Below are 18,101 nucleotides of genomic sequence, written 5' to 3' on the forward strand. Positions count from 1 at the left end.
GTTAGTTCTTGGTTAGTATAATTTTGGCGTTATCGTTTTTTGATACTTGCTCCATAAAAAGACGATATTCATCAAATTCTTTATTTGAATAATTGCCTTTATTTATAAATATAGAGCGTTTATAAGTCAGTTTATTATTTTCTTTTTTGATTATTTCAGTTTTGTATTCACCAAATTTTCCTTTCAATTCGAAGTTTGAAGGAAGAAATTCGATTGCAAAACTTGTTGGTAAATTAATCTCGATTTCATCTGTATCTAAATAGCCACGCTGAATCTGGAATGGATTTTTTCTATTTCTAATTCTTTTAACATTCCCCGAACTTTGATTAAAAGCATCAACAGTAAAAATTATTTTATTTCCTGTGAGTTTTCCATAATCAATAGCGCTTATTTGTACATCTTCAGTAAATTGAATATTTTCTTTGTTATTGGTAAAAGTAATTTTACCGAGTTTCAAATTATTGATATTATTCCAGTACTCTTTATAATGCGATTCTTTTTCTGTTGGCTGTAATTTCTGCACACGCTCTCTTGTACCATACTGAGAACCTTCAGACATAATATTTACCTGACCAGAAAAATGTCCTTTATCATCTATTATATAACTTCCTTTACTTGATTGCGAATTTTCTAATGGATTATAGATTTTTGTTCTTATAATTTCTCCTCCATCAGGCTTAATAACAATAACTTTTCTGTTATCCGTGAAGTTTGCCTGATATCCAAAAGGATCATCCTGGCTTGTACATTCTAAAAAAACATATTTATCTTTATCCGGCACACATAAGATAGCGTGATTTCCTTGTATGGAAAAGAAATCTTCATCGATATCCATCAAATTCGAATCACCGTATAATTCAGTATAATAAGACGGAACTCCTACTGCATCTAATAATGCTCTTGTATAATTAGACAATGCTTTGCAATCGCCATAACCTAATCTGTCTACATCGCTTGCCAACATTGGTTTCCAACCTCCAATTCCTACCTTAATGCTTACATATCTGGATTTTTCCTGTACAAATTGATAAACAATTTTTGCTTTTTTCACAGGATCTGTTTCGTTGCCTACCAAAGCTTTTATCTTTGTTTTTGTTTCTTCTGGTAAATTTGTCGTCCCTGTTAAAATTTTATCCGAAAACCACTTGCCATATTCTTTCCAATCTTTTGCATTACCATCAATACCTTCTAAATTAAAATATTCTAAGCTCATGGCAACTTTTGGATATAAATCTTTAAAAACAGGACTATAATCTTCCGGTTTTTGAGCTAAAATATTAGTTGCGAGATAAGAAAGCTTAGTATCTGTATCTGAAGCTTTCTTTATTTTAAAATCAGAAAACTGAGATTCTTTTTTCTTAAAACCAAGTGCATTATGATATGTGACATTCAAGACACTTTTTTCAACACTTAAAAAATAACCGGACAACGGATACCAAACGGGAATAAAGGCTGTAGTTGAAGTTTGAATTTCGCAGTTAAAAATTACTGTAAATGGATATGAAATTGGTGTATAATTTAAATACAAATAGCGATTATCCGAAAAAAGTGTACTACCGCCGGCAGAACTTTGATCTGTAAAATCTTTTCGCCTAATTTTCTTAATCTCCTTACCTGAAGAATCATAAACTGTTGCTTCAATGTTTTTAATAGTGGTTCTTTTGTCATAGTGCTGATATGCATCGATCTCAGCTAAACCTTTTTCATTTAAGACAGTTATTACTCGCTGAGTCTTGATATTCATATCTCTCTGCGAAACAATATTAATATCTAATTGGTTCAGACGAACCACTGCATTGGCATTTTCTTTAAGACTATCAGAAACTGGTGTAAAAACAAAATCTGTCTTTTGGGCAGAACAAAGATTAACAAGTAAGAAAAAGAATAACCCGGAAAAAGTTAATTTCATTAGTAAGTAATTTCGCCAAATATATATTATTTTTAGAAACCTTTAACACTTCTCTAATAATATATTAATCTCTGTTTTTACTGTCTATTAAAATCGTTACAGGACCGTCATTGAGCAGATTAACTTTCATATCTGCACCAAAAATCCCTGTTTGGATTTTCTTTTTGAATTCTTTTTCTAAAGCCTTTACGAAATTCTCATACATTGGTATAGCAAACTCTGGTTTTGAAGCTTTTATGTACGAAGGACGATTTCCTTTTTTTGTAGAAGCATGAAGTGTAAACTGACTTACTACAATGATATCACCATCGATATCCTGAACCGAGCAATTCATGACGTCATTTTCGTCACCAAAAATTCTCATTTTTATGATTTTGCCAACCAGCCATTCGATATCTTCCTGAGTATCCAGATCTTCAATTCCAACTAAGACCAACAAACCTTTTTGAATATCAGCTACTTTTTGATCATCTACAGTTACAGATGCCTGGGAAACTCTTTGAAGAACTACTCTCATATTAATGGTGAATTATAAATTGTGAATTTATTTAGCCACAGATTACACGAATTAAACAGATTTTTGAAATTATGATACAAAAAGATGCACTGCTGTGCATCTCTACAATTGACATCTTATTCTTTTCTAATTGGAATTTAAAAAATTGGAATTTATTTTTTTATTTTCTCATCTCATCACTGGCTTTACGATCTTCATCATAAGAATCTGTACGATAATTTTCATCGTCGCCTTCCAGTATTTTTAAGTAACTATTGTAACGTGACCAAGCGATCTCGTCTCTTTCTAGTGCGGCTTTAATAGCACAATGCGGTTCTTCTTTATGCAGACAATTGTTGAACTTGCATTGATCTTTCAGTTTAAAAAATTCAGGAAAATATCCACTGATTTCTTCTTTTTCCATATCAACAATCCCAAAACCTTTGATCCCTGGTGTATCGATGATTTTTGCATCAAAAGACAAATCATACATTTCGGCAAATGTAGTAGTATGCTGACCTTGTTTGCTCGCTTCAGAAATAGTTTTGGTTTTAAGATGCAAAGATGGTTCCATGGCATTTACCAAGGTAGATTTCCCTACACCTGAATGTCCTGAAAACATGCTTACTTTACCAATCATCATTTCTTTTAACTCTTCAATTCCTTTCATTTCTGTAGAAGAAACACGAAGACATTTGTAACCAATTTGCTGATAGACATATTGCATGTACAATTGATCATCAAGAGTGGCTTCATCAAAAGTATCTATTTTATTAAAAACTAAAATCGTTTCGATATTATAGGCTTCGGCAGTTACCAAAAAACGGTCAATAAAATTGAAGGTTGTGGGTGGATTATTAATCGTGATCAATAAAAATACGCGATCGATATTCGACGCAATAATATGCATTTGATGCGATAAATTAACCGATTTACGAACGATGTAATTCTTTCTTTCGTGAATATTAAAAATCGTTCCCGTTACAGTATCAGAGGTTTCTTCGAGTTCATAATCGACAATATCACCTACAGCAATAGGATTGGTACTTTTGATACCTTTCATCCTAAACTTCCCTTTCATACGGCATTCTATAAAATCGCCTTTTTCAGATTTTACAGTGTACCAACTTCCTGTAGATTTATATACGAGTCCTGTCATTCAAATTTTAGATTGTTTATTTTAGATTTTCAATTATGTTGAAAATCTAAAATATATTAAAAGGCAAAATTACGTTTTTAGAATTGAACAACGCAACTTCGCCTTTTAAAATTAAGAACAGACATTAAAAAATAACCTGTTTACCAAACTATTTCGGCTAATATTTCATTTTCCTTGATTTTACCTAACTGAATTGTTTTTAAAGTTTTGGTTGTTTTTCCTGCTCTTGTCGTATAAATTTCTACCATGACTGTTGCCGGACCGTTTTCTGTTAATTCGCTTTCACCAAAATAATTGGTTTTAATTTGATATTTTCCTTTCACGGCATTTCTAATTAAGTATTGTTCCGGACCATAACCTTGTGTAAAATCTTTTGAGAATCTGGCTCCGGCTTTTGTGTCTTTATGCCCGTAATAACATTCTTCTCCGTTTGGTTCAATAATATGCAAATCAAGATCGACATCCATCAAGTTCCAGTTCATTATAATTCGAATATCAACCGGCATTTTTGCTAAATACTTTTTGTCAAGTTTTCCTGTTTTTAAATTTTTATGCTCGATCATTAAACGGTTAATATCCATCAAAATAATATCTTCTACACCTTCATATTGTCCGCTCATTTCTCCGTAATAATTTACTTCTAAAGCTTTGATCAATTCATCAAAAGCTTCCTGATATTTTCCTGAATCTTCCAGAGCCAATGCGTAATCTCTTAGGCTTTGTGGTTCGTGTGCTCTCCAATTTGCAACTTGTTTTGCAGTAAATAATGCATCATCAAACTCTTTCCATTGACGCAACGTATAGGTTAACGTTTTATAAAGCTGATGATTCTCTAAACCTAAATCAGCAATATTACTAATGATTTGCAATGCTTTTTTAACATCGCCATGATTGTAGAAAAAGTGCGCTACATCAAAATAAAAACTTGGATTTCTTTCTTGTCCGTTTCTTAATTCAAAATACAATTCATATTGTCTTTCTTTTGGTGCAGCTGCTAAAGCTTTAAGATATAATCTATCGGGATTCCAGGTTTTAGGTTCGTTTTTAATTACATCTGAATCTTCATATTCCACATTTTCAGTATCTGAATTTTCTTTTTCATCTTTAAGCGTTTCATTTCCCTGAACAAGTGACGTATTATTCTGTGGTGTTGATTGTACCTGAACTCCTGCTACTTTACCGGCAAGCGCTTGCGATATATCAGCATTTTTAGAAACCGCTTCAGCTGATATTGATTGTACCGCATATGAAACATCTTTTTTTCTAACAGGAGCAGCATATGAAGTCACAACCACTTCTTGTAAACGTGCTGAAGATTCTCGTAATCTAACTGTAAATTGATTATTTGCACCCACATTTACCTGATAACGCTCAAAACCAAGATAACTAAAGTGAAGTGTACTATTCTCGGCAGCTCTTATTACAAACTTACCATCAAAATCAGTATAAACTCCTTGTCTTTCTCCTTGTACAGTTATGGTCACTCCCGGCAAGGCTATTCCTTCCTCATCTAAAACCGTTCCCGAAACCTGACCAGCCGCAACATTTGCCCTTCTGCTTGAAATAGCACTTGCATTTCTTCCTGAACTTCTGTTTATGGTATTATTAACTGATCTTCGGGAATTTTTAACTTTGGGTTCTGGCAAAGGTTTTGGAGCAGCATATTTCAAATCCTTTTTCCACCATGAATTTAATCCTTCAAAATAACTCTCGATGCTCTCCCAATTATTCTTTTGCTGTGCCAAACGACTATCATTTTCCTGCTTTTTAATTCTGTCAAATTCTTCACGTAATTCTGCTGGAGGAACAATATCATAAGCAACATAATCGCGAATATCTTCCAGAACAATCAGAGAAGTATTCTTAGTTATGATCCCATATTTTTTTCCCAGAAGTTCAATCTCATCAGCATTTTTGGCATATTCAAAATCAAGATTTGCAATTTTTTTCTGCGCCCAAAGCTTTTCAACATTTACATCATTTGTATTTTGAAGACTTGCATCTAAAGTAATTTTTCGCTCTAAAACAGCTTCATTATTATAACCAAATAATAAGGTAACTTCATTTTTTGGATTCAAAGAAATTCCCGAAAAACTAAAACTTCCTGAAGCCGAAGTTCCCGGTATTGAAAACAAATCTGTTACTGTATAATTTTCTTTAATACCTAAAAACTTCAGATTCGTATTCACCAATTTATCCAGAGCATTTTCTTGATTTAACTGATTTAAATTAATAGCATTACCACCAGTTTGCATTGCCGAGTAATTCAAAAAGGCAAAATCAGCAGAAACTGATGACGTGATCGCATAGAGTGGCTTTTTTGTTTTTGGTAAAACGTTATCACTCAAAGAAGATAATCCGTCAGAAAAAAATAAATATTCGTCATTGTTTATGAAATTTATTTGCGAAAAGCGAGTTCCTCCATCGTATTTTGTATGTTCCAAAACAGCTTTTAGTTCAGACCAATTTCCATTAGAGATGGTGTATTCTTTTTGTTTTTCGAAAGTATAATTCAAAAAGTACAAAGTCACTTTCGTGTTTTTTATTTTCTGAAAGTAAGCATCCAGCAAAGCCAGTTCTTTTTTGAGATCTCTTGTTTTAGAGCTCAAGGAATTATCCCAGATCAAACCAATAGAAACTGGTGTTTTCTTAGCGATCTTATTTCCTTCGATAAAAGTATTGCCATAAAAATAATGCTGTCCACCCACATTCTGCATCACAACACTTGGAGCATTTTCCTGAATCGGAATCTTAAAAAGTAACTTTTCAGAAGGCTGATAATTTTCTTTTTTTATAGAAGCCTGAAAAGATTGATTCCATTTTGAAAAAACAATTGCATCACCGGAGTTTTCAGCGACAGTTGGCGAAGTTGAAGTTCCTAAAACCGAAATATTCATTTCGAAATTATCGAGTTTTTTAGGATAACGGCTCACCAACTGATAAGACAAATTATCTCTATCAAATGCCGAAAGTTCTTCTTGGTAACCAATAATTACAGTACGTTCTCCATTTGGCATTATAGGATAGATTCTGGTTCTAAAATTATTTCCATCGACTTTCTCTAACAATCCCGGATCAACGCGACGATGTTCTATGGCCTCAAAAACCTGTTTCCCTTTATTTTTATTTACCGGAACTGCCTCACGCATTTTTCCATTTATATCAATGGTATACCTTGAAACCGAAACATTTTCAGGTAACGGAAAAATAAGATCCCCTTCCATCTGGCGGGTTCCCGAATTAAAAAAATGCATTTCGGCAGTAGTGTAAGCGATATTTCCTACCACTTTTACATTGACGATTAGTTTATTCATTCTCACTTTTTCCGCACCCTCACCTTTTACAGTAAGTTCAGGGCTTTGTGCGAAAGTTTTTGTTCCAAAGAACACTAAGAAAAATAGTAATATTCTCAAGTTTACCTGAAAAAAATCTGGCTTGGATAAACGTCTTTTTGATTTCATAACGCGGTAGTTAAGTTTGTATATAACTATAGAGCATATAAAATCTAAAAAGGTTGGAATGGATTTAAAAAAAATATTAAACCATATAAGTTATATAAAAAAATATTAGCCTATTGAGATTAAAAGCTGTGAAAAATATAGCCCAAGGTTTCAACCTTGGGGACGCAATCAAGGGTCGCGATATTTGGGGGTCGCAATGCATATTCACAATCTTTGTCCCCAAGGTTGAAACCTTGGGCTATGTTTGTATAGAAAATCATATTTAACCTTTTATTTTTTTGTGTTAAACCAAAAAAAAATCTCCAACACTTCTTTTACAAAGTGCCGGAGATTCTTAAAAAAAACAATCTATTTTTAAATAATGCTATAAGAGAACTTTAAAATAGTTTCAAAATTAACTTACATCACTTATATGGTTTAAAAAGAAATTAAGCGTTGATTACTTTTTCCTGGTGACCAATACTTTCCTGGTGAATTGCTTTGAACATTTTCAAAACAAACTCTTCAGTAAGACCTTTTTTCTCCCCTTCAAGAATCATTTTTCCTAGGATTTCATTCCAACGGTTGTTTTGAAGAATCGCTACGTTTGCATCTTTTTTCACCTGACCAATTTCGTCAGCTACTTTCATACGTTTTCCTAACAATTCTAATAAGTTAGCATCAAGAACGTCGATGTTAGCTCTTAGTTTTGTCATTTTTTGAGTGTACTGATCCGTAGTATCATCCGTTTTTCTGATCGTCAAATCTTTAATGATTTGTTTCAAAGCGTCTGGAGTAACTTGTTGAGCAGCATCAGACCAAGCATTGTCCGGATCGTAATGAGTTTCGATGATCATACCATCGTAGTTCAAATCTAAAGCCTCTTGCGTTACTTCAAAAATCATTTTACGATCTCCTGTAATGTGAGACGGATCGATGATTAATGGTAAATCAGGGAATTTATTTTGCAATTCTATAGCAATTTGCCATTCCGGGATATTTCTGTATTTTGTTTTTTCGTAAGTAGAAAAACCTCTGTGGATAACTCCTAATTTCTCGATTCCAGCCATGTGTAAACGCTCAACACCACCTAACCATAAAGCTAAATCCGGGTTTACAGGGTTTTTAACCAAAACGATTTTATCAGTTCCTTTTAAGGTATCAGCAATTTCCTGAACTGCGAATGGGTTTGCAGTTGTACGGGCACCAACCCATAAAACGTCTATATCATGTTCTAAAGCTAGTTTACAGTGTGCTGCAGTCGCAACCTCAGTTCCCATTAACAAACCAGTTTCAGCTTTTGCTTTTTGCAACCATTTTAAACCAATTTCTCCAACACCTTCAAATCCTCCCGGACGCGTTCTTGGTTTCCAGATTCCAGCTCTGAATACACTAACTTTTGAATCTTTTAATTCATGCGCAATCTTCAATACTTGATCTTCCGTTTCTGCACTACATGGTCCAGCTATCACAAGTGGGTGATTTAAATTGAAATCATCTAACCACTTTCTCATTTCTTTCTTATTTTCCATCTTAATTCTATTTTTACTTTTTAATTGTTAATCCGTTTAATATTTCTTTGATTTTATTCGTGCTTTCCATTTCTTCAAAAATGGCATTGTAATTATCTTCTTTTAACAAATCCCTAAACCGACTCAGATTTGAAATGTATTCTTCTAATGTTTCAATAACGTGTTCCTTGTTTTGCTTGAAAATCGGTGTCCACATTGCGGGAGAACTTTTTGCCAGACGTACCGTGCTTTCAAATCCACTTCCCGCCATATCAAAAATATCCTGTTCGTCCTTTTCTTTGTTCATTACTGTTTTTCCCAACATAAATGAACTAATGTGCGACAAATGCGAAACGTAAGCAATGTGTTTGTCGTGCGAAGTTGGATCCATATATCGAATCCTCATTCCTATTTCGCTAAAAAGTTTCAATGCTTTTTCCTGCAATTTAAAAGTGGTTTTTTCCACCTCACAAATGATATTCGTTTTCCCCTGAAACAAACCTTTTATCGCTGCCGAAGGTCCTGAGAACTCCGTCCCCGCTATAGGATGCGTTGCGATAAAATTTCTTCTTTTTGGGTGACTGGCAACAGCTTCACAAATTGGCTTTTTAGTCGATCCTACTTCAAAAACAATTGTTTTATCTCCAACTGCATCCAAAACTTTAGGCAGAACCACCAAAGCCACATCTACGGGAACCGAAACAATTACAAAATCAGCATCTGCCAATTCCTCAAAGCTTCCCGCCTTGTCGATAACACCTAAATCAATTGCTTCCTGCAAGTGTTTTTCGTTATTATCTATTCCAAAAATAGTAGCATCGGGGTGTTTTTCTTTGATGTCAAGCACCATCGAACCGCCTATTAGCCCTATTCCTATTACGTATACTTTCATAATTCTTTTTATTAGAAGCTATTTCCTGCTATCCGCTGTATCTTTTATGATGAACCCAACCATTAAAGGATGCCGCTTCTATCAGGGCTAGGGCTTCTCGTTTTTTCAAGACCTTTATTTTTTTCTGTCACCCTGAGCGAAGTCGAAGGGGGCTCCAATTGGAATGTGGACTTCGACTTCGTTCAGCCTGATAAACTATGTCAAAATCCGGATTCTTTATTCTTTATTCTAAAATCTTAATACTTAAAACCTATCTATCGCTTCTTGTACTTTTTCTTCTTTTACACACAACGAGAATCTTATATATCCTTCACCATTACTTCCGAAGATTGTTCCCGGGGTGATAAAAATATGTTTCTCGTATAATATCTCGTCTATGAACTTTTCTGATGATTCGATTCCTTCCGGAAGTTTCGCCCAGACAAAAAGCCCAACTCCTTCTTTGTAAACTTCGCAGCCTAATTTTTCTGCTAATTTTTCTGTCAATTCTCTTCGGCGTCTGTAAATTTTGTTTTGATCTTCGAACCATGATTTATCACAATTCAAAGCTGCAACTGCCCCTTTCTGAATTCCATAGAACATTCCGCTGTCCATATTGCTTTTTACTTTTAGGACCGCATCGATAATTTCAGGATTTCCTAAAACCATCCCAACTCTCCAGCCTGCCATATTGAATGTTTTACTTAAAGAGTTTAGTTCTAAAGCCACTTCTTTGGCACCTTCAACCTGCAATAAACTCATTGGGTTATCATTCAAAACAAAACTATACGGATTATCGTTGACCAATAATATGTTGTGTTTTTTAGCAAAAGCAACCAATTTTTCAAATAATGCTAAACTTCCTCTTGCTCCTGTTGGCATGTGCGGATAACCCAGCCACATAATTTTTACTTTCTTCAGGTCTAATTTTTCCAGAGCTTCAAAATCCGGTTCCCATGCATTTGCTTCTTTCAGATCATAATAAATTGGAACTGCTCCAACCAGATTGGTTACCGAAGTATAGGTTGGATAACCCGGATTCGGAATCAAAACGTGATCGCCTTCATTTAAAAATGCTAACGAAATGTGCATAATCCCTTCTTTTGAACCCATCAAAGGCAAAATCTCATTATTAGGGTTCAATTCAACACCAAACTGATTCTGATAAAAATCTGCCATCCCTTTTCTCAATTCCGGTAATCCCTGATAGCTCTGATAACCATGCCCGTTTTCATCCAGAATTGCTGCAGCAACTGCTTCAATTACTGCTTTCGACGGACTCAAATCAGGGCTTCCAATTCCCATATTGATGATAGATTTTCCTTCAGATTGCAATTGACGAACTTCTCTCAGTTTTGATGAGAAGTAGTATTCTTCAACTGTATCTAATCTTTTTGCTGTTGTAATCATTTTTATTTTTTATTAAAAAATGCTTTAGGCTTTATGCCGTAAGCTGTATGCTTTTTTGACTTTAAGACTTTCGACTTTCCAACTTTAAGACTGACTTAAAGGTTTCGTGTTTTTATATTCTCCCAATACCTTTAAATATTCTGCCATTATATTTAATAGCGATTTGGCTTTTGCAAAATCTTCGTATTTCTCAAATGTTACATCTACGAAAAATGAATATTTCCAGGGTGTTTCTATTTTTGGAAGCGACTGAATCTTAGTTAAATTCAATTTGCAATCGCTCATTACATTTAAAACCGCCGCCAAACTTCCTCTTTTGTGATCTAATTCAAATTTGATTGACGCTCTGTTGATTTCGTTTTCAGGCAAAAATGAATTTTGCTTTTTGATGATTACAAAACGTGTCATGTTGTTTTTGATCGTCTGAATTTCCGGCGCAATAATTTCCAGATCATACATTTCCGAAGCTACCTTACTTCCTATTGCTGCAATTCCGGTTAATTGTTTTTCCTGAATTCTTCTGGCAGTTTCAGCTGTATCTTTATCTTCAACCAATTTGATGTTTGGATATTGTTTTAAGAAATCCATACATTGCAGAATGGCCATTGGGTGCGAATGAACTTCTTTTATATCCTCGATTTTCTGACCTTTCAAAACCATTAAATTTTGGTGAATACTCAAATAATGCTCTCCAATAATGTGCAAATTATTCTTGTCAATCAAGGCATAATTCGGGATAATTGGTCCTGCAATCGAATTTTCTATCGCCATAACTGCCTGATCAGATTTTCCCGAAAGAAGACTGTCAACCAATTCTTCAAAAGACAAACACTCATCAATATCCACATTTTCAGAGAAATACTCTTTCACAACCTGATGATGAAAAGAACCTTTTATACCTTGTATTGCAATTTTAGTTGTCATATATTCAAAAAAAAATCCTGATTTTCATCAGGATTGTATATTAGTTTTATTTGTCTTTTTTAATTTTCTCAAATAACCATAGCACAATCCTCACTTCTACTAAAGAAGAAATAAAAAGAGTTGCTAAAATAAAAACGGTTACTTGCCATTTTGTTTGTGTTTTTCAATAAATTCTCTGCGAATGTATAAATTATTTTCACTGCACCAAAAAAAATATTGCATTTTATGAAACAAAAAAGGATTTCTTAACAAATTTATGATGTTTTGTATGATAATATAAAAATATCGACTTAATATGAGATATTTACAATTGGTTTTTCTAAGATTCTAAGGTTTTGAGTCGCTAAAATTCTAAGTTTTATTCTTAATATTGTCATTTAAACGAAGGAGCAATCTTCATAAGTAGCTCGACAACTAACTAATTATAGGAATTAGAATTATCTAAGAGATCTTAAATGAGCCTTAACCTCATCCCAAGTATACAATTCAGTTTTTCCATTTTCTAAATTTTGGATACGAATATCTAATTCTCTCTTAACATCACCAGATACACTATTCCATAGTTGTTTAGCCAAAACCTTTTTTTCAGTGTCTCTATCTTTAGATAATTTTATGATTTCCATATTTCATCAAGTTTTTCTGCCACGAATTTCACAAATTTACACAAATTAATTGCCGATTAAAATTCAATTTCACTAATTCAGTTTCAAAAAAAATACTAATTACAACAAATAAAAATTTGCGGGAATTCGTGAAATTTGTGGCTATAAAATTTTAAAACAATCCCGAAACCGGTTTATTCCTAATCCCAATTTTTGCATAATCGAAATTCATTTTCTGCTGTAACAGTGAAGCATACACACTTCTAAAATCAATTTCATATTTTAAATCGCCATTATCCAAGTTTGCCAGATCTGGATTATTTCCTAAAATTGTTCCTTTGTTATTTCCTCCAATAATAAACATTGGCGCTGCAGTTCCGTGATCTGTTCCGTTTCCGTTGTCTTTTACTCGTCGTCCAAATTCCGAAAAAACTACCACTGTAACATTCTGAAGCAATTGCGCTTGTTTTAAATCCTGATAAAAACTGTATATCGCATCATTTAAATCGGCTAATTTTTTCTCGTGAATCGCAAGCTGATTATCATGCGTATCAAATCCGCCAAGAGAAGTATAATATACTTTCGAATTTAGATTCCCTTTTATCAATCGGCCAATCCATTCTAAGTTTTTAGATAAATCGGTTTTAGGATAAGTGATTTCTGATTTTGATTTCGCTAATGCTTTCTGGATTTCATCAGATCCTTCGGTAACTGAATTGGCTATTTTTCGAACAAAATCTAATTGTGGATTATCCGATAAGGTTATATCTTCTTCTTTATTTCCTTTTATCTTAAATCGGTTTGGATCTTTTACGGTTATCGAATTGGGTTCCATTCCTTTTAATGCCAGATTATCGATAGAATCCAGATTTATTCCTGCCGTTGCCTGATGTCCGTTACATTGTAAATCTAAATACCTTCCTAACCAGCCTTCATTAATATATTTATTCGAATCTGTTGCGGTCTGCCAAATTTCCTGACTTCGAAAATGAGAACGAATTGGCTCCGGATATCCCACATTCTGAATTACAGTTAAATCTCCGTTTTGCTGCATTTGAGCAAAATCTTTTAACGAAGGATGAAATGCCATTCCTTTATTTTTTCCGACAACGACATCCTTATTCAAAGCAATTTTTGTTCTTAAATCATAATACAACGGATTATCGTACGGAATAAAAGTATTCAATCCGTCGTTTCCTCCATTCAATTGAACAAATACAACACACTGTTCGCCGATTACTAAATTATTTTGCGAACCAAAAGCGTGTAAAAAATCAGGAAGCACAAGCATTCCGCCTGTAAGAGTTCCTGTAAGCGTTAGAAAATTCCTTCTGTTCATGGCTGTAGCTTTCTAAATTAATTGATATTCGGGTAGTTTTGTGATATAATTAAAGAGCCTTATTACGGCAAAACTGGCATGTTCTTCTTTTGGGTCAAAATCATATTTCAGCAAATTCTCCATGTCTTTTTGCATCGAATCATTGACTTTAAATAATAATCTGTTCGATAACTCGGTGATAATGGTTTTGTTATTTCCATTGGAATCAAAATCGATTTTCACGTCAATTTTCTCCAATTCTGATTTTGGTTTTTCAGTTTCAGAAGCCATTGTATTCAATACTTTTCTGGTAACACTTCTTCCGCTGCAAAGCAAATCTGATGTATTATTCCGCTGCAAATAGACCTGCGAAGTCAGCCAGGAATTTCCACCGTCCCAACCTTTTACATTAACCTGATTGTATAGATCCATTCCTTGTTGTTTCAAAAAATACAAAACTATCGTATCATCAAGATCGTCAATATGCAATTCGTCTAAAAGCTGCAGAATATAAACAAAGGGATCTTTTATTTTAGTGCCTGAAATATCTTTTTTATATTCTTCGGTAAATATTTTAGTGAGTAATGGTTCAATTTCAAACTTTACTTTTCTTAAATAATCGCCATAATAAGTTACCAATTCATCTGATGGATTATCATAAATAAACCATTTCAGAATTTTTCGGGTAATTAAATATGGTATCTCCTTTTGCTCAAAAATAATATCGACGAGATCATCTGCTTTCCAATTTCCGGTTTTACCGAAATATGTTTTATCAGAATCGTCTTCAGCAAAACGCCTGTAAACTGCTCCGTCATCGCCATAATTTAATCCCGCCAAAGCTCTTGCTCCGTTTTTGATATCACTTTCAGAATAATTCCCAATCCCGATGGTGAATAATTCGAGTAATTCACGGCTTAGATTCTCATTGTATTTGCCTTTTTTATTATCGACATTGTCTAAGTATTTCACCATAGCATTCGATTTTACGATTTGCTTCGTGAGTTCCTTGAAGTTCCCAAAGGCATTTTCGCGTAAAATCATATTATGCTGATACATCCAGTAGGTAACTTTTACTTTTTGAGAAGTGGAAACAAAATGATTGTGCCAAAAACAAACCATGTTTTCACGTAACGGAAATTCGTCGTTTCGCATTTTGGCAATCCACCATTTTTTTAATTCAATAGTCGAGTAGATTTCTTTTTTGAGGATCTTCTTTTTTTCTTCTGAATCGGCGGCTTTTATAGATTCGCGTAATTCCTTAAGTTCGATAAGTGTCTTGGGGTCGTCGTCTAAAAAAGCAGGAAGTTGTTTGTCAAACTTTGAATCATAGGAATGCTTTAGAAATTTTTCTAATCCTAGTTCCTCAATTTTATAGGATTCTTTTCCGGAAAATCCCAACCGTAACGACCAAAGATTGCTTTTTTTCATAACACAGGAATTTGTTTAGCAATAAGACTTTAGTTTTCTTTAAAGGTTTAATTTAAGGAAGGTGCTAAGGAGCTAAGTTACTTAGATGCTAAGGTGCTGATTTTTAAAAATCTTTGGTATTAATTTAAACGTAGATTTTTGAGGGATATTGTTTAATTCGAATTGATATGAAATGGACGAAATTAATTAAATCACGAAACTACAATCTATTTGTATGAAATATTTTTTATTCAAACAGCTATACAACATAGCCCGAGATTTCAATCTTAGGACACATATAGAATCGGACAATATAATAACATAGCCCGAGGTTTCAACCTTGGGACGCATATTGAATCGGATAATACAATACATAGCCCGAGATTTCAACCTTAGGATACATATAGAATCAGACAATATAATAACATAGCCCGAGGTTTTAAACCTTGGGACGCATATTGAATCGGATAATGTATTGTGTCTCCAAGCTTGAAACCTCTGGCTATGTTATAAAAAATTAAAATTTCCTTTTTTCTCGGAATTGATAAAAAAAAAGCAGCTATCATTACGACAACTGCTTTCTATAAATTAAGAATAAAATCTTTCCTCTTTATTCTATTCTCTTTCTTCTAATCAAGAATTAAGATCCACACATTTCACAATCTTCAGGATCTCCTGCTTGTGCTTTTAGCAACATCGCTTTGTAATCCTCAACGCTGATTGCTTCAGTTTCAGGAACTAAAACTGCTTCTGGCGCATCTTCTTCTTTTTTATCGTTGTTTAGGGTGAATTTAATCGCATCAACCGCAGATTTTGTTCTCAGGTAATACATTCCTGTTTTTAAACCAGATTGCCAAGCATAGAAGTGCATTGACGTCAGTTTAGAATAGTTTGCATCCTGCATGAACAAGTTCAATGATTGTGATTGATCAATAAAATAACCTCTCTGACGTGACATATCGATAATGTCTTTCATCGACATTTCCCAAACTGTTTTGTATAATTCTTTCAGGTCTTGTGGAATCACATCAATATTTTGAACAGATCCGTTGTGACGCATGATTTCTTGTTTCAATGTTTCGTTCCACAAACCTCTGTCTACTAAATCATGAAGTAAATGTTTGTTTACAACAATGAATTCTCCAGACAATACACGACGTGTGTAAATGTTTGATGTATAGGGTTCGAAAGCTTCGTTGTTTCCAAGAATTTGTGAAGTCGAAGCTGTTGGCATTGGCGCAACTAATAATGAGTTACGAACTCCATGCTCCATTACTTCTTTTCTTAATGAAGCCCAGTCCCAACGGCCTGATAATTCTTCATCTTTCATTCCCCACATATTGTATTGGAATTCTCCTTGTGACATTGGAGAACCTGCAAATGTAGAATATGGCCCTTCCTCTTTTGCCATTTCCATAGAAGCGGTTACAGCTGCGAAGTATAATGTTTCGAAAATTTCCTGATTCAATACTTTTGCTTCATCACTTGTAAACGGCATACGCAACATAATAAAAGCATCTGCTAAACCTTGAACTCCCAATCCTACCGGACGGTGACGCAAGTTAGAGTTTTCAGCTTCTTTTACCGGATAGTAATTTCTGTCGATTACTTTGTTCAGGTTACGGGTTACACGTTTTGTAACATTGTAAAGTGCTTCGTGATCGAATTTTCCGTTATCAATAAACATTGGTAATGAAATTGAAGCTAAGTTACAAACTGCGATTTCATCTTTAGAAGTGTACTCCATAATCTCTGTACACAAGTTTGATGAACGAATTGTTCCTAAATTCTTGTGATTCGATTTACGGTTTGCTGCATCTTTGTACAACATATATGGAGTTCCTGTTTCGATTTGCGATTCAAGGATTTTCTCCCATAATTCACGTGCACGAATAGTTTTTCTTCCTTTATTTCTAAATTCATAATCAAGATACATTGTCTCGAATTCTTCTCCGTAAACATCGTATAATCCAGGACATTCGTTAGGACACATTAAAGTCCATGATGCATCTTCCTGAACACGTCTCATGAATAAATCAGATGTCCACATAGCAAAGAATAAATCTCTTGCACGCATTTCTTCTTTTCCCGTATTTTTCTTTAAATCCAAAAATTCGAAGATATCAGCATGCCATGTTTCGATATAAATCGCAAAACTTCCTTTACGTTTTCCACCACCCTGATCTACGTAACGCGCCGTATCGTTGAACACTCTCAACATTGGCACGATTCCGTTTGAAGTTCCGTTTGTACCGCGAATATAAGATCCTGTTGCACGAACGTTATGAATAGAAAGACCAATTCCTCCCGCTGATTGCGAGATCTTAGCCGTTTGTTTTAATGTATCATAAATACCATCAATACTATCATCCTGCATTGCCAAAAGGAAACAAGAAGACATTTGTGGTTTTGGAGTTCCTGCATTAAACAACGTTGGTGTTGCGTGCGTGAAGAACTTTTTAGACATTAAGTCGTAAGTCTCGATAACTGATTTTAAATCGTCAAGGTGAATACCAACTGAAACACGCATCAACATATGTTGTGGTCTTTCGACAATTTTACCATTTATTTTTAGCAAATACGAACGCTCTAAGGTTTTGAAACCAAAGTAATCGTAATTAAAATCTCTTGTATATATGATATGTGAATCTAAGAACTCTGAGTTTTCCTGAATTACTTTGAATACTTCATCCGAAAGTAATGGCGATTCTTGTCCATTTCTTGGATTTACGTATAAGTACATATCTTTCATCGTTTCTGAGAACGATTTTTTTGTATTTGAATGTAGGTTCGAAATTGCCACACGCGCCGCTAATTGTGCATAATCAGGATGCGCAATTGTCATAGAAGCTGCTGTTTCTGCCGCAAGATTATCAAGTTCAGAAGTTGAAACCCCATCATACAATCCCTCAATAACACGCATAGCTACCTTAACAGGATCTACAAGTTCATTTAAACCGTAACACAATTTTTTGATTCTTTCTGTAATCTTATCAAACATTACCGGCTCTCTGTGACCATCTCTTTTTACTACATACATAAGCTTACTAT

12 protein-coding genes are annotated in these 18,101 nt (G+C 34.1%); all 12 read right to left on the reverse strand.

The window, feature by feature from the left end:
• Window position 1: 1 nt before the first annotated feature.
• The 12 genes from ACQKCJ_RS18380 to ACQKCJ_RS18435 all read right to left on the reverse strand — a co-directional run bounded on the left by ACQKCJ_RS18380 (window position 2) and on the right by ACQKCJ_RS18435 (window position 18,090).
• Entirely contained in the window at window positions 2–1,909 is a 1,908-nt protein-coding gene (locus ACQKCJ_RS18380; protein ID WP_427402630.1) for a DUF3857 domain-containing protein, read from the reverse strand.
• A gap of 64 nt (window positions 1,910–1,973) precedes the next feature.
• On the reverse strand, window positions 1,974–2,426 hold the full coding sequence (gene dtd / locus ACQKCJ_RS18385) for a D-aminoacyl-tRNA deacylase (protein WP_271337288.1): 453 nt from the start codon (window positions 2,424–2,426) through the stop codon (window positions 1,974–1,976).
• A gap of 160 nt (window positions 2,427–2,586) precedes the next feature.
• Complete coding sequence (rsgA, locus tag ACQKCJ_RS18390) at window positions 2,587–3,564, reverse strand: ribosome small subunit-dependent GTPase A (protein ID WP_271337287.1); 978 nt, start codon at window positions 3,562–3,564, stop codon at window positions 2,587–2,589.
• A 140-nt stretch (window positions 3,565–3,704) separates the two neighbouring features.
• Window positions 3,705–7,025 carry a VIT domain-containing protein gene (locus ACQKCJ_RS18395; protein WP_427402631.1) on the reverse strand — a complete coding sequence of 1,107 codons (3,321 nt, stop codon included), beginning with the start codon at window positions 7,023–7,025 and terminating at the stop codon, window positions 3,705–3,707.
• 428 nt (window positions 7,026–7,453) lie between these two features.
• Window positions 7,454–8,536: a bifunctional 3-deoxy-7-phosphoheptulonate synthase/chorismate mutase type II gene (locus ACQKCJ_RS18400; protein WP_271337285.1), complete on the reverse strand. Its 1,083-nt coding sequence runs from the start codon at window positions 8,534–8,536 to the stop codon at window positions 7,454–7,456.
• 13 nt (window positions 8,537–8,549) lie between these two features.
• Window positions 8,550–9,407, reverse strand: a complete 858-nt coding sequence (locus tag ACQKCJ_RS18405) for a prephenate dehydrogenase (RefSeq protein ID WP_271337284.1) — start codon at window positions 9,405–9,407, stop codon at window positions 8,550–8,552.
• Window positions 9,408–9,650: 243 nt separating this feature from the next.
• A complete protein-coding gene (locus ACQKCJ_RS18410; RefSeq protein ID WP_271337283.1) occupies window positions 9,651–10,796 on the reverse strand; it encodes a pyridoxal phosphate-dependent aminotransferase in 1,146 nt (381 codons plus the stop codon).
• Between the two features lie 84 nt (window positions 10,797–10,880).
• The gene (locus ACQKCJ_RS18415; protein WP_271337282.1) at window positions 10,881–11,720 is read right to left on the reverse strand and encodes a prephenate dehydratase; all 840 of its coding nucleotides are present in this window, start codon (window positions 11,718–11,720) and stop codon (window positions 10,881–10,883) included.
• A gap of 437 nt (window positions 11,721–12,157) precedes the next feature.
• Window positions 12,158–12,343, reverse strand: a complete 186-nt coding sequence (locus ACQKCJ_RS18420; protein WP_427402632.1) for an addiction module protein — start codon at window positions 12,341–12,343, stop codon at window positions 12,158–12,160.
• A gap of 151 nt (window positions 12,344–12,494) precedes the next feature.
• Entirely contained in the window at window positions 12,495–13,661 is a 1,167-nt protein-coding gene (locus ACQKCJ_RS18425; protein WP_271337280.1) for a DUF1501 domain-containing protein, read from the reverse strand.
• A gap of 12 nt (window positions 13,662–13,673) precedes the next feature.
• The gene (locus tag ACQKCJ_RS18430; RefSeq protein ID WP_427402633.1) at window positions 13,674–15,071 is read right to left on the reverse strand and encodes a DUF1800 domain-containing protein; all 1,398 of its coding nucleotides are present in this window, start codon (window positions 15,069–15,071) and stop codon (window positions 13,674–13,676) included.
• Window positions 15,072–15,690: 619 nt separating this feature from the next.
• On the reverse strand, window positions 15,691–18,090 hold the full coding sequence (locus tag ACQKCJ_RS18435; protein ID WP_427402634.1) for a ribonucleoside-diphosphate reductase subunit alpha: 2,400 nt from the start codon (window positions 18,088–18,090) through the stop codon (window positions 15,691–15,693).
• Window positions 18,091–18,101: the final 11 nt, after the last annotated feature.

Origin of the sequence: Flavobacterium sp. NPDC079362, from assembly GCF_050267765.1 — a bacterium.
GTDB classification, from domain to species: Bacteria; Bacteroidota; Bacteroidia; order Flavobacteriales; family Flavobacteriaceae; genus Flavobacterium; species Flavobacterium azizsancarii.